This is a genomic window from Kocuria sp. ICS0012 (assembly GCF_001665945.1).
Taxonomy (GTDB): domain Bacteria; phylum Actinomycetota; class Actinomycetes; order Actinomycetales; family Micrococcaceae; genus Kocuria; species Kocuria marina.
The window spans coordinates 57124-69791 of record NZ_LZMM01000036.1; the positions used below are offsets into that span (position 1 = coordinate 57124).

General features: G+C 67.8%; 12 protein-coding genes. 6 read left to right on the forward strand and 6 right to left on the reverse strand.

Translation table 11 applies throughout. The features are described 5' to 3' along the window. Nucleotides 1–132 precede the first annotated feature (132 nt). Nucleotides 133–831 carry a maleylpyruvate isomerase family mycothiol-dependent enzyme gene (locus A5728_RS05350; RefSeq protein ID WP_064846054.1) on the forward strand — a complete coding sequence of 233 codons (699 nt, stop codon included), beginning with the start codon at nucleotides 133–135 and terminating at the stop codon, nucleotides 829–831. Nucleotides 832–895: 64 nt separating this feature from the next. On the opposite strand, the gene A5728_RS05355 is transcribed toward A5728_RS05350, so the two are convergent. Both A5728_RS05355 and A5728_RS05360 read right to left on the reverse strand, forming a co-directional pair. Then, a complete protein-coding gene (locus A5728_RS05355; protein ID WP_064846055.1) occupies nucleotides 896–2050 on the reverse strand; it encodes a calcium:proton antiporter in 1155 nt (384 codons plus the stop codon). A gap of 113 nt (nucleotides 2051–2163) precedes the next feature. After that, a complete protein-coding gene (locus A5728_RS05360; RefSeq protein ID WP_231885522.1) occupies nucleotides 2164–2721 on the reverse strand; it encodes a hypothetical protein in 558 nt (185 codons plus the stop codon). A 106-nt stretch (nucleotides 2722–2827) separates the two neighbouring features. On the opposite strand from A5728_RS05360, the gene gatC reads away from it, so the two are divergent. Genes gatC through gatB form a run of 3 tightly spaced genes read left to right on the forward strand, consistent with a single transcriptional unit; the run spans nucleotide 2828 to nucleotide 6233 of the window. Further along, nucleotides 2828–3124, forward strand: a complete 297-nt coding sequence (gene gatC, locus A5728_RS05365; RefSeq protein WP_064846057.1) for an Asp-tRNA(Asn)/Glu-tRNA(Gln) amidotransferase subunit GatC — start codon at nucleotides 2828–2830, stop codon at nucleotides 3122–3124. Between the two features lie 2 nt (nucleotides 3125–3126). After that, the gene (gene gatA, locus A5728_RS05370; protein WP_064846058.1) at nucleotides 3127–4728 is read left to right on the forward strand and encodes an Asp-tRNA(Asn)/Glu-tRNA(Gln) amidotransferase subunit GatA; all 1602 of its coding nucleotides are present in this window, start codon (nucleotides 3127–3129) and stop codon (nucleotides 4726–4728) included. After that, nucleotides 4728–6233, forward strand: coding sequence for an Asp-tRNA(Asn)/Glu-tRNA(Gln) amidotransferase subunit GatB (gene gatB, locus A5728_RS05375; RefSeq protein WP_064846059.1), 1506 nt, complete (start codon nucleotides 4728–4730; stop codon nucleotides 6231–6233). The genes gatA and gatB overlap by 1 nt, the downstream gene beginning before the upstream one ends. An 87-nt stretch (nucleotides 6234–6320) precedes the next feature. On the opposite strand, the gene A5728_RS05380 is transcribed toward gatB, so the two are convergent. Further along, entirely contained in the window at nucleotides 6321–7643 is a 1323-nt protein-coding gene (locus A5728_RS05380; RefSeq protein WP_082943256.1) for a CapA family protein, read from the reverse strand. 251 nt (nucleotides 7644–7894) lie between these two features. Between A5728_RS05380 and A5728_RS05385 the strand changes: the two genes are divergently transcribed. Next, nucleotides 7895–8677: a hypothetical protein gene (locus A5728_RS05385; RefSeq protein ID WP_231885523.1), complete on the forward strand. Its 783-nt coding sequence runs from the start codon at nucleotides 7895–7897 to the stop codon at nucleotides 8675–8677. A gap of 161 nt (nucleotides 8678–8838) precedes the next feature. Here the strand turns inward: A5728_RS05385 and A5728_RS05390 are convergent, their stop codons facing one another. The 3 genes from A5728_RS05390 to A5728_RS05400 form a co-directional block, all read right to left on the reverse strand. Beyond that, entirely contained in the window at nucleotides 8839–9117 is a 279-nt protein-coding gene (locus A5728_RS05390; protein ID WP_035965361.1) for a DUF1540 domain-containing protein, read from the reverse strand. A gap of 308 nt (nucleotides 9118–9425) precedes the next feature. Then, a complete protein-coding gene (locus A5728_RS05395) occupies nucleotides 9426–9725 on the reverse strand; it encodes an AzlD domain-containing protein (RefSeq protein ID WP_064846060.1) in 300 nt (99 codons plus the stop codon). A gap of 1 nt (nucleotide 9726) precedes the next feature. Further along, nucleotides 9727–10437 (reverse strand): AzlC family ABC transporter permease, encoded by a 711-nt coding sequence (locus A5728_RS05400; RefSeq protein WP_064846108.1) that lies wholly within the window; start codon nucleotides 10435–10437, stop codon nucleotides 9727–9729. A gap of 111 nt (nucleotides 10438–10548) precedes the next feature. On the opposite strand from A5728_RS05400, the gene A5728_RS05405 reads away from it, so the two are divergent. Continuing rightward, entirely contained in the window at nucleotides 10549–12573 is a 2025-nt protein-coding gene (locus A5728_RS05405; protein ID WP_064846061.1) for an alpha/beta fold hydrolase, read from the forward strand. Nucleotides 12574–12668 lie beyond the last annotated feature (95 nt).

The following is a 12668-nucleotide window of genomic DNA, read 5'->3' on the forward strand; positions in this document are numbered from 1 at the left end:
CGGAGCCCCGGGAGCAGCGCGGTTCGCGCGGCAGCCCGGGGCTCCGCCCATGGGGGACTCGAACGATATGCGTATGTGTTGAGCCCTGCCATCGTGCGCTGGCTCGCGTGGGGAATTACTACAGTGGGAGCCATGATGAAACCGGCACGCCTCAACTCCGACCTCTCCCGTCTGAGGCGGGAGACCGACATGTTCCTCGCGACCGTGGAGTCCCTCTCGGACGAAGAAATGGTGGGCCCCACCCTGTGCGAGGGTTGGGACCGCGCGCACGTGATCGCGCACCTGGCCTCCAACGCCCGCGCCCTGGTCAAGCTCATCGACTGGGCCACCACGGGCGAACCGCAGCAGCCCTACGAGTCCCACGAGGCGCGCGAGCAGGAGATCGACGAGCTCGCCGCGCTGCCCAAGGACGAGCTGATCGAGACCTTCAAGCAGAACGCGCAGTTCTTCGCCGAGCAGTGCGAGCGTCTCAAGGGCGACATCGTCACCGAAGAGCTCGACCTGCACGGTAAGCCCGTCCCGGCCACGTCCGTGCCCGCGGTGCGGATCGCGGAGGTCGTGGTGCACCACCACGACCTGGACACCACGTGGACCGTGGCGGAAGCGGACCCGGACTCCCTGCTCAACGCCGTGGAGGCCGCGGTGCGCACCATGCGGGCCAAGGGTGCCCCGGGGATGACCCTGCGCACCGAGGAGCGGGACGAGTGGATCATCGGCGACGGCGGTCAGCTCATCACCTCCGACCGCGAGGGCATGCTGCGGTGGCTGGCCCGCGGTGACGACGAGTTCGTGGAGTCCGAGGGCGCCCTGCCCGAGCTCCCCTCGTGGTGAACGCGGCTCGCTGATCCGCTGTCGGACTGACCCCGCTGGGCCTCCCAGCGGGGTCAGTTGCGCATCAGGAGAACACCGTGATCCCGTAGGCCGCGAAGATCACCAGGTGCGCCGCACCGTGGATCGACGTGACCCTGGAGGATGCGAACGTGGTGAGGGACAGTCCCAGCGTGATCCCGAGCAGCACCAGGTTCGCGGGGCTCTCGGCGAGCACGACCGTTTGATCGGTGAGCAGCCCGATCACGAGTATCGCCGGGATGGTCAACCCCACCGTGGACACCAGCGCCCCGTGGCACAGGTTGCTCACGCGCTGGATCTCCCCGGCCAGCGCGGCGCGCAGCGCGGTGAGGGATTCGGGCAGGAACACGATGGCCGCGATCAGCGCGCCGGCCAGCGCGGGCGGTGCCCCCACACGGCCGAGCCCATCGTCCAACAGCGAGGCCATGTCGTGGGACAGCACCACGATGGGCACCACGGTGATCACGAGCAATGCCAGGCGCGCGAGGATCTCGGTGCGGTGCTCGGCCAGGACCGAGCGCAGGGAAGGACGCGTCGTCGTCGTCTCCCGGGCCGCGGTCTCAGGACCCGGGCGCAACCGGGGGTCCACTTCGGTGAAGTCCACGGCTTGCGCGCCCGCCTGTCGGTACAGGAAGAACGCGTAGATCGCCACGGTGACTGCAATGATGGAGATCTCCTGCCACGGCTGGTACGCGCCGTCGGTGCCGAGCGCCGCGGGTAGCACGAAGGCCAGGGCGCCCAGGACCACGAGCAGCGCCAGGTAGTTGGAGGTTCCCGTCCGATTGTGGGCCATGTCCCCGTGCTTGAGGCCGCCCACGAGCAGGCACAGACCGATTACCAGGTTGAGGATGATCATGGCCACGGCCATCACGGAGTCCCGCGCGATCGTGGCGTGCTCACCGGGGCCCAGCATGACCGCGGAGATCAAAACCACCTCGATCACGACGATGGACAGGGTCAGCACCAGCGAACCGTACGGATCGCCGAGTCGGTGGGCCAGGTGTTCGGCCTGTCGCACGACGCCCGTGGCCGCGTACAGGATCACGCCCACGATCACCACGAGCGCCCCCACGAGCAGCGGAGAGGACACGGGTGGGGCCAGCAGCGAGCCGGAGAGTTGAAGCAGCACGAAGAATCCCCATCCCGCGATCACGCGGGCCAGGGCTCCCGGAGTCAGGATGGAACGACGTGTGGGGGACATGGAAGCGTCAGCTCGATTCTCGGGACTGTGCGCGCCCCGGTCCGGGCGGGGTCGTCCCCGAGCTATCCGGTGTGCTGACGGGTCGTCCCGTCGGAGGAGGCGATGTCCGGGTCTCAGCCACGCACCGCGAACAACCACGGATCCGCTCGATCCGTGTGCGGATCGCCAAAGTTCACGAACGTGCGGCCCTTGGCCTCCACGACATTGTATTCCTGGATAACTTCCAGGCTGAGCCGTTCGCGGTGGGCGACCTCCACGATCACCGCGGTGGCACCGGAGCGGTCCGGGAGGGTGGCGGGGTAGGCCAGTGCGGCGACGAGCAATCCGGAGGCCTTCTCGCGCGCGATGTCCCGCAGTTCGGCCAGCACGTCCTGGGGGGCCAGATCGTTCACACGAGACGGGTCCACCGAATCCAGTTCGAACTCCCCGTCCTTGGCGCCGGTGACCAGGAAGGCCGGGAATGCTCCGTACTGGCGCACCTGTTCCTCCACGACCGCCTGGACGTGGCTCAGTGCGGTGTCCACGGTCTCCACGGCGGAGTCCGAGACCCACTGGCGCCACGCGTTGTCGTGATCCACGCGGGCGCGCGCGGCGTCCGCCCGGGTCATCCGGGAGGTGCCCTTGGAAGGCGTGGAGCGGCGTCGTGATGAACGGGCGGAGGACTGAGCCACGAAGTGGGACCCCTTCGGGAGATCGGCGGGAGAACGGGAGTGCTGAGTCCAGGGTAGGCGCTCGCTAGACTGGATCGGAACCAATCAGCGAATACCAGGAGCATGCATGTCTGCGATCAATCGCGAGCAGGTGGCGCACCTGGCCGAACTCGCGCGCATCGAGATGTCGGACGAGGAACTGGCCCGCGTGGCCGGTGAACTCGATCTCATCGTCGAATCCGTGGCCTCGGTCAGCCAAGCCGCCGGGGACGACGTCCCCGCCACGAGCCACCCCCTGCCGTTGCACAACGTCTTCCGCGAGGACGTGGTGGGGGAGACCCTCACGCAGGAGGAAGCCCTGAGTAACGCACCGGACAGCCAGGACGGCAAGTTCCGGGTCCCGGCGATCCTGGACGGGGAGTGAGCATGAGCGAGCGCATCGTAGAACTGTCCGCCGCGGACCTCGCGGCCAAGCTGGCGTCCGGTGAGGTCTCCTCGGTGGACGCCGTGACCGCGCACCTCGAGCAGATCGAGGCCACGGACGGCACCCCGCTGGACGCCCAGGACCGCTCACGCGGGACCGACGGGCTGAACGCGTTCCTGCACCGCAACCGCGAGGAGGCCCTGGACGTGGCCCGTGGTGTGGACGAGGCACGCGCCAAGGGTGAGCAGTTGCCCGAGCTCGCGGGTGTGCCCGTGGCGGTCAAGGACCTCATCGTGACCAAGGGCCAGCCCACCACGGCGGCGTCCCGGATGCTCGAGGGTTGGATGAGCCCGTACGACGGCACGGTGACCCGCAAGCTGCGTGCGGCGCGCATGCCCATCCTGGGCAAGACCAACCTGGACGAGTTCGCCATGGGTTCGTCCACGGAGCACTCGGCGTTCGGTCCCACGCGCAACCCGTGGGACCTGCGCAAGATCCCGGGCGGTTCCGGTGGCGGTTCCGCTGCCGCGGTCTCCGCGTTCCAGGCGCCCCTGGCCCTGGGCACGGACACCGGTGGCTCCATCCGCCAGCCCGCGGCCGTGACCGGCACGGTGGGCGTCAAGCCCACGTACGGTTCGGTGTCCCGTTACGGCGTGATTGCCATGGCGTCCTCGCTCGACCAGGTGGGCCCGTGCTCCCGCACGGTGCTCGACGCCGCGCTGTTGCACGAGGTCGTGGGCGGTCACGATCCTGCCGACTCCACTTCGCTGACGGATCCCGTGGGCTCCTACGCCCGCGCCGCGCGCGAGGGAGCTGCCGAGGGTGGGCTCAAGGGGCTGCGCGTGGGCGTGGTCCAGCAGCTGAGCGGCGAGGGTTTCCAGGCCGGTGTGCAGCAACGCTTCGAGGAGTCCCTCGAACTCCTGCGCGCCGCGGGCGCCGAGATCGTGGACGTCCAGACGCCCAACTTCGAGTACGCGCTGGGTGCCTATTACCTGATCATGTCCTCGGAGGTCTCCTCCAACCTGGCCAAGTACGACGGCGTGCGCTTCGGTCTGCGCGTCACTCCCGAGGGCACGCCCACCATCGAGAAGGTCATGAGCGCGTCCCGCGCCGCAGGCTTCGGGGACGAGGTCAAGCGCCGGATCATCCTGGGGACGTACGCACTGTCCGCGGGGTACTACGACGCGTACTACGGTTCCGCACAGCAGGTGCGCACGCTCGTACAGCGTGATTTCGCGGCGGCGTTTGAGAAGGCGGACGTGCTGATCTCGCCCACCGCGCCCACCACCGCGTTCGACATCGGGGGCGTGGACGAGTCCGCGGATCCCATGCAGATGTACCTGAACGACATCGCCACGATCCCCACCAACCTCGCGGGGATCCCCGCGATCTCCCTGCCGGGCGGCCTGGCACCGGAGGACGGGCTGCCCGTGGGGATCCAGTTCATGGCACCGGCGCGCGAGGACGCCCGCGTGTACCGCGCCGGGGCCGGTCTGGAGCGGTTGCTCACCGAGCAGTGGGGCGGCCCGCTGTGGCGGGAACGCGCCGACGTGACCGCCACCGTTCGTGACTTTGCGGCCACTGCCGCGCAGGGAGGCAAGTGATGAGCCAGGACGTGCTGTCCTTCGAGGAAGCCCTCGAGCGCTTCGACCCCGTCCTGGGGTTCGAGGTGCACGTGGAGCTGAACACCAAGACCAAGATGTTCGATGCCGCCCCCAACACCTTTGGGGACGAGCCCAACACCAACGTGACCCCGGTGTCCCTGGGGCTGCCCGGCGTGCTGCCGGTGGTCAACGGCAAGGCAGTGGAGTCCGCGATCAAGCTCGGTCTCGCGCTGAACTGCTCGATCGCGCCGAAGTGCCACTTCGCACGGAAGAACTACTTCTACCCGGACACCCCCAAGAACTTCCAGACCTCGCAGTTCGACGAGCCCATCGCGTTCGACGGGCACCTGGACCTCGAGCTGGAGGACGGCACGGAGTTCCGGGTGGAGATCGAGCGCGCCCACATGGAGGAGGACGCCGGCAAGCTGACCCACATGGGCGGGGATGCCGGGCGGATCCAGAACGCGCAGTACTCCCTGGTGGACTACAACCGCGCAGGTGTGCCGCTCATCGAGATCGTGACCAAGCCCATCGTGGGTGCGGGGGAGCGGGCACCCGAGCTTGCTCGCGCGTACGTCGCGGCGATCCGCGAGATCGTGAAGAACCTCGGCATCTCGGACGCCCGCATGGAGCGCGGCAACGTGCGCTGCGACGCGAACGTGTCTCTGATGCCCAAGGGCGCCACGCAGTTCGGCACGCGCTCGGAGACGAAGAACGTGAACTCGCTGCGCGCCGTGGAGCGCACCGTGCGCTACGAGATCCAGCGCCACGCCGCCGTGCTCGCCGCGGGGGAGAAGGTCACGCAGGAGACCCGCTTCTGGCACGAGGACACCCGGTCCACGACCGCGGGGCGGCCCAAGTCGGACGCGGACGACTACCGCTATTTCCCCGAACCGGACCTGGTGCCCGTGGTGACCACGGCGGACTGGATCGAGGAACTGCGCGCGAGCCTTCCCGAGCCCCCCGCCGAGCGCCGCAAGCGGCTGAAGGCGGACTGGGGGTACACGGACGAGGAGTTCCGCGACGTCGTCAACGCGGGTGTGCTGGACGAGATCGAGCAGACCATTGCCGCGGGCGCCTCCGCCGCCGTGGCGCGCAAGTGGTGGATGGGTGAGATCGCCCGCCTCGCCAAGCAGCGCGAGGTCGAGATCGCGGACCTGCCCGTGACCCCGGCCCACGTGGTCGAACTCAACGGGTTGATCGACGGCGGCAAGATCAACGACAAGCTGGCCAAGAAGGTCCTCGGTTTCGTGGTCGAGGGTGAGGGCACCCCGGCGGAGATCGTGGAGTCCCGCGGGCTCGCGGTCGTCTCCGACGACGGCGCCCTCACCGCCGCCGTGGACGACGCCATGGCCCAGATGCCGGACGTGGTCGAGAAGATCAAGGGCGGCAAGGTCCAGGCCGTGGGCGCCCTGATCGGACCGGTCATGAAGGCCACGCGCGGCCAGGCGGACGCCGGACGCGTGCGCCAGATCATCCTGGGGAAGCTCGGCGTGCAGGGCTGACGCCCCCGTCACGAGCACGGAGAAGGCCGGTTCCGGGACCTTCACGGGTCTCGTGGAACCGGCCTTCTCTCGTGAACGTTCCGCCGCTCAGTCTTCCGTTTCCTCCGCGACCCGCCACTCCCGCAACCCGTTCGCCGTCGCCGAGTCTGTGTTGATGATCCCCGCGATGCGCTCGCGGATCTGCCGGTCCTCCTGGGGGGAGCGGCACACGCCGTTGGGCTGGTCCGAGGCCGTGGAGCACCACTGGAACCGGCCGTCCTGGGTGTTGGAGCTCGGTGCCCAGGCCAGGTCGCTGACCCGCCACCCGCCGTCGTCCCCGCGCGCGAACTGGAAGCGCGTGATCAGACCCTGGTTGTTGTTCTCGTACGCCGGGGAGGTTTCCGTGACGGTGTTGCCCAGTCCGTAGACGATCCACTTGCCGTTGTAGTGCTCGATGGGCTGCACGCTGTGCGAACCGTGACCGTACACGGCGTCGAACGCACCGGAATCAATCAGCGAGTGGGCCGTGGTTTTCTGGTAGGCGTCGGCGTCGTCCTGGTACTCGATGATCGAGTGCATGGCCGCGATCACCACGTCCGCGCCCTGCTGGCGCGCCTTCTTCGCCTGCGTCACGGCGCGGTCGATGTCCTGTCGCGCGGCCTGCGGCTCCTCGGCGGGGTCCCGCAGCCGGTCCACCTGCCAGTCGTGCTCCGCCCGCTGGCCGTTGAGACTGTTGGTCCCGGTGACCACGGCCACGGTCCCGGCCGGGGTCTCCAGCAGCATGGGCTCCTCGGACGCGCGCTCGGAAGTGTACGAGCCGGTGTGCTTGAGGCTCGCCTCGTCGAGGGTCGCCAAGGTCCGGTTCACGCCCTCGGTGCCGCGGTCCACGGTGTGATTGGTCGCGGACGTGCACGCGTCGTAACCCGTGTTCTTGGCCGCCACGGTGATCTCCGGCGGCACACTGAAGCTCGGGTAGTCCGAGTAGGGCCCACCCTTGGGCGCCACCGGGGTCTCCATTTCGCAGATGGCCACGTCGGCCTGGTCCAGGTACGGCTTCTGACCGGCCAGCAGTGGGTCGAAGTCGAAGTGTCTGCTTTCGTTCATGGCCGGGTCCACCGCGAAGTTGCGCCACAGGCCTTCGTGCAGCAGGAGATCACCGGTCATCGCCACGGTGAAGCACGCGTCCTCGGGACACTCCGGGCCCTTACCGGGCTCGCTCGTACGGGCCGTCTCGCTCGTCGCCCGGTTGGTGGCGGACGACGTCGCTGCGCCGGGATTCTGCCCCGCGTCCCCCTGGGCGTCCCCGCTTAAGGCCCCGCACCCGGAGACCAGCAACGCCACCCCGGTCAGTGCCGCGGCCCCGGCGATCCGCGGCGAGCGTGATCGCCGGGCGGCGCGGGATGAACGGGGTCGGAGGGGTAGGGGAGGCATGCTGCGATGCTATCGCACACGTCCGTGATATGAATCACCTCCGTTTAGGTCATAAAAATCTGACCAAATTCGTCGTAAACCCTTCCGTCCACCTTTTGGGGAGGTTAGGCTTTCCTAAGTTTTGCGAATCGGGTGCGATCGGGATGTTCTCGGCGGACCCGGTGGGATTGGTCACAACGGAAGCGGGGACGGTCGTGGGTCGAACTGACAACGGTGCACAGCTCGGGTACGTGGGCGTGTCGGAGCGAGTCGTGTCACTCGCGCACCGCATGCTCGCGGGCGCGGGCCGAGCGAACGTGGTCGCCTACCGCCTCGAGGGTCAACCTACACTGCCGTGCTTGGCGCACGGGTTCATGCCAAACGGCCGGATGGTCATGGCCGCGGCTCCTCACCCCGACGTCGCTGCGCTGACCCCGGCGGGGCAGACCGTGGACGTGCGCGTGGACATCGCCAAGTTCGCTCCGGACCCCTCCGTACGCATCGTGGCGGCCAGTGCACACTTCCTGGCGGGTCTTGAGTGGCTGACCCCGGGTGAGACCGACGAACTCCTCATGACGGGGGAGTTGCCGGAGCTCGTGGCGGCCGTGGCCGACACGGCCTCCGGGCGACTCGCGATCGTCTCCACGGCACGGGTCGTGGTTCATGACGGTTCCGGTGCCACGCCACTGAGCGTCGACCAGGTGCGGGCGTTCGGCCGCGAGCTCGGGGATTCCATTGCCGCGGTGAACACCGAAGTCGTGGCCCTGGACGCCGCGGTGTCCGTGGATCCATTCGATCTGGCCGGGATGTGCGATGCCGCGGAGAACGGATGGATCCCCGCCCACCTGCTGACGCGTAAGCCCTCGAGCGGCGGGTGCGCTCACACCCGGAATCGGGATTTCGTGGTGGACGTGGATCTCACCGGGGTCACGGTTCTGCGCGAGGGTTCGACCGCTACCAGCGTCTACTTCGTCCCGTTCAATCGTCCGACGTCGTCCGCGCAAGACCTCGCCGACAACCTCGCATCCCTGCTGGGCACCCCCGCCGCAGCGTGACGCCGCGCCGGTACCCCAGCGGCAGCGTCACGCCCCCAGGCTGTCCGGCGGTCGTGTGAACCTGCCGGGGCTCGATCATTCACTGCAGACACGAGAGGACCGTGAGTCGCATGACTCGCGGTCCTCTCGTGTCTGCAGTTGTTACCCGGTGAGCTCCGCGATCAGCGGGCTTCGTAGCTCGCGCAGTTGGCGTCCGCAGTGACCTCGATCGACGAGGCGGTGCACAATAGGTCCTTGTTGTGCACGCACTCGAGGCGCTGGCACGCGCCCACCTGGCCGTTGGCGGTGGGCAGGCCACCGCGGGCGTCGAGCGAGATGAACGTGGTGCACGAGGCCTCGGAGCCCTGGCCGCCCACCGTGATAGCGGGGGCGGTGCAGCCGTTGTCGTTGAAGGCGCAGCCGGTGGCGGTGCAAGCGGAAACAGCGGTGAGAGTGGCCATGATCTTCTCCTGTGATTCGGGTGGTGCTCTGATGGTCGGATGAACTGATATGGACACTACGGGTGTTTTTCGGGGCGCGCCAGTAAGTTGACCCTTATGGTAAAAGGTCGTTACCTAATTGGGGTTAGGTATGCCTGAGTTTGCTGAGGGTGCACTCACCAGAATAGGGAAACAATATTTGATCTAATGGTTCGAGTGAGCTTGAGACCCCGTCGTCGGCTCATCGCAGATGCGCGCGGGGCGTGTGTGCTCACTCACTGCGCGGTGGGGCTCAGAGTTTCCGGGGCCGCTCGAATTATCTCGACAATTTACAGGAGTAATCCCGACAATGAATATGCCGCGAATCCCGCGATAAATGCCATCAGGAAATTCTTGCTCACCGCGTTCACGATCACGGAAATCACCGCCGCGAGAATCAATCGGCTCAACTGCACCCCGGAATCGGCCTCCAGCAATGTATAGGCGACCAGGATCAACATGAGTCCCGCGGGGAGCAGGGTGAAGATCTCCCGCAGGTCCTCGCGATCGCGGAACCGATGGGCCAACAACACGGGGAACAGGCGCAACGAATAGGTCACGGCGGCGCACACGACGATGGCTGCGAGCATCTCAGGCGTCGCCTTCCGCGGTCTGGGACGAACGACCGTGCCGTGGGCGTTTGACGAGCACGACGCATAGCACCGCGTAGCACAGCATGGCACCGAGCAGGAACAGGTCGCGGGGCAGCAGCAGCCCCACCGCAATGGAGGCGAGGGCAGCGAGCACGATCATCACGCGCTGCGAGGCCGCGCTCAGGGCGCTCACGAACAACAGGGTGAACAACCCGGTCAGTGCGAAGTCGAAACCGTCGAACGATTCCGGGATGAGTCCGCTGGCCACGGCTCCGACCGCGGCACCGAAGACCCAGTAGAACTGGGAGATGCCCTGGATCAGCATGAGCTCGTGCTGCGTGGTGGGGCGCACGCCGCTGTTGATCAGCGCATAGGCCTCGTCAGTCAGGGCATAGGGGCCGTAGAACTTGGCGAAGGGCGAACGCAGCAGGTGGGTGGGATAGGAGAAGCCGTAGAAGATGTGTCGGCTGTTGACCAGCAGAGTGGTCACGGCGATCTGTAGCAGGCCCGCTCCCGCCGAGACCAATCCCACGAGCAGGAACTCGATCGAGCCCGCGAAGACCACGAGAGCCGTGAGGGGCGCCAGGTAGGGAGCGAACCCCAGCGAGACCGCATAGGCGCCGAAGGCCATCCCGAGCGGCAGGTATCCCATGGCCACGGGAACCGTGACGCGCACCGCCCACGCCAACGTCCCCTTGTCCGAACTCATGCGTTCCACTCCCATCCGCCACCGCTGCGCCACGTGGCCGAGGGCCACGTTAGTGGCTGGGGTGACACGTGGGCGCTTATGCGTGACCGGCACGTCTGTAATGTGACTCATATGACACCCCGTTATGAAACTCCCGAACAGCTCGTGGCCACCCCACGACTCACCGGATTGAGCGGACACCGGAACGGCCCGGTGATCGCCCTGCGGCAGGAACTGTCCTCAGACGGTAAGCGCTACGTCAAACACGCGTGGTCGGTACCCCGCCCGACCGACGGCGATCGTGCACCTGTCCCCCTGACCTCCGGCGATCACGGAGTCCAAGAGGTGTGCCCGGCGCCGTCGGGGGAGCTCTACTTCACGTCCGACCGACCCATGGACGGGGACCACGAGAAGCGCTCCCGGTTGTGGTTGCTCCCCGAACGGGGCGACGCCCGCATGGTGCTGGACATGCCCGAGGGCATCTCGGACCCCAAGCTGGGCGGGGACATGCTGTTCTTCCTCTCGGGCATGCACCCGAGTGCCAAGGGTGCGGCGGACGAGCTCGCCCGCAACCGTGAACTGCACGAATTGCGTGAGGAATCCGGGGCGAGTCCCATGCTCTACGACCGCGCGCCGTTCCGGTACTGGGACCACGACCTCCCAGCCGCCGAGACCGCCCTGTGGTTCGTGGACACCGCCGCGCTCGCCGAGTCCCGGGACGCGGGGGAGGCCGTGCGCCGCGTGGATCTGCCCGCCGGGCGGTTGACGCGCTACTCGGTCGCCCCGGACGGCACCTGGCTGATCGCACAGTTGACCGCGTGGTTGCCGGAGGGCTGGGAACGGTCCCAGCTGTGGCGGGTGCCGATCACGGCAGACGGCGCCGGTCAGGCCGAACTGTTCCGGGACGCCACCGAGGAGGACTGGTGGGAGCCCGGGCCCGTCTCCCCGGACGGCAGCCGGGTCGTCCTGGAGCGGGACGTCGTGTGGCGCGACGGCGTCAACCTGCAGATCTCGCTGTGGGTCCACGACTTGCGCACGGGTCGGGACACGGAAGTGGTGCCCACAGACGAATACTGGGCGGGGGAATCCCGGTGGATCGATGACGACTCCTTCGTGTGCACGTCCGACTATCAGGGCCGGGGGATCGTGCTGCGGGCCACGTGCCCGCGGGGCGGGGACTCCTCGATCGACGTCCTGGCCGGCGGTGCCGAGCAGCCGTGGACCTATTGCGCGGTCCACCCCGTGGGGGACGCGTTCTACGGTCTGCGGGCCACCTACGACCATCCCCTCGAGGTGGTGACGTGGTCCGGTCGGGAGTTCTGCGCCGAGCCCACCCGGATCGACGGTCTCGTACCCGACGACGCCGTCCCCGGCCGCCTGGAGGAGGTCACCACGACCGCCGAGGACGGGACGAGCATCCGCGCGTGGCTCGCGCTGCCCGAGGGGGAAGGAACCGAACACCCGTTGCTCGTGTTCGTTCACGGTGGGCCGTGGGCGTCCAACAACCAGTGGAGCTGGCGTTGGAATCCGTGGCCGTTCGTGGCCCGCGGTTATGCCGTGCTGTTCCCGGACCCGGCCATCTCCACGGGTTACGGACAGGCCATGATCGACCGGGGTCAGCAGGAGCTGGGCGGGGCGCCGTTCACGGACGTGATGGCCCTCGTGGAGGCCACGACGCAGCGGGCGGACATCGATGCCCAGCGCCAAGCCCTGCTGGGCGGTTCCTACGGCGGGTACATGGCCAACTGGGTGGCCACCCAGACGGCGGACCGGTTCCGGTGCATCGTGACCCACGCGTCCCTGTGGAACTTGGACTCCATGGGTGCCACCACGGACAACACCGAGTGGCGTGAGGCCATGGGCCCGGCCCAGGCCGCCGTGTACTCACCGCACCGGTTCGTGGACCGGATCCAGGTCCCCATGCTCGTGATCCACGGGGACAAGGACTACCGGGTCCCGATCTCCCAGGGCATCGAGCTGTGGTCCGATCTGCAGCTGCGCACCCGGGTGGAGGGCCACCGGTTCCTGTACTTCCCGGACGAGAACCACTGGATCCTCAAGCCGGCCAACTCGCGGGCGTGGTACGAGACCGTGCTCGCGTTCCTGGCCGAACACGTGCTGGGTGAGGAATGGCAGCGCCCCGAACTGCTCGGCTGAGCACACGGGAGACATGCATCACGTGTGCTCCGGGTGGTGGCGGAGGGGAGTAGAATCGCCACGATTCCCCTCTGCATCCACTCATGAAGAGAGAC

What these genes read in the sequence shown, in the direction of transcription:
- A5728_RS05350 (WP_064846054.1), top strand. Translation starts at nt 133, where the DNA reads ATGATGAAACCGGCACGCCTCAACTCCGACCTCTCCCGTCTGAGGCGG.
- A5728_RS05355 (WP_064846055.1), bottom strand. Translation starts at nt 2,050, where the DNA reads ATGTCCCCCACACGTCGTTCCATCCTGACTCCGGGAGCCCTGGCCCGC.
- gatC (WP_064846057.1), top strand. Translation starts at nt 2,828, where the DNA reads ATGTCTGCGATCAATCGCGAGCAGGTGGCGCACCTGGCCGAACTCGCG.
- gatA (WP_064846058.1), top strand. Translation starts at nt 3,127, where the DNA reads ATGAGCGAGCGCATCGTAGAACTGTCCGCCGCGGACCTCGCGGCCAAG.
- gatB (WP_064846059.1), top strand. Translation starts at nt 4,728, where the DNA reads ATGAGCCAGGACGTGCTGTCCTTCGAGGAAGCCCTCGAGCGCTTCGAC.
- A5728_RS05380 (WP_082943256.1), bottom strand. Translation starts at nt 7,643, where the DNA reads ATGCCTCCCCTACCCCTCCGACCCCGTTCATCCCGCGCCGCCCGGCGA.
- A5728_RS05390 (WP_035965361.1), bottom strand. Translation starts at nt 9,117, where the DNA reads ATGGCCACTCTCACCGCTGTTTCCGCTTGCACCGCCACCGGCTGCGCC.
- A5728_RS05395 (WP_064846060.1), bottom strand. Translation starts at nt 9,725, where the DNA reads ATGCTCGCAGCCATCGTCGTGTGCGCCGCCGTGACCTATTCGTTGCGC.
- A5728_RS05400 (WP_064846108.1), bottom strand. Translation starts at nt 10,437, where the DNA reads ATGAGTTCGGACAAGGGGACGTTGGCGTGGGCGGTGCGCGTCACGGTT.
- A5728_RS05405 (WP_064846061.1), top strand. Translation starts at nt 10,549, where the DNA reads ATGACACCCCGTTATGAAACTCCCGAACAGCTCGTGGCCACCCCACGA.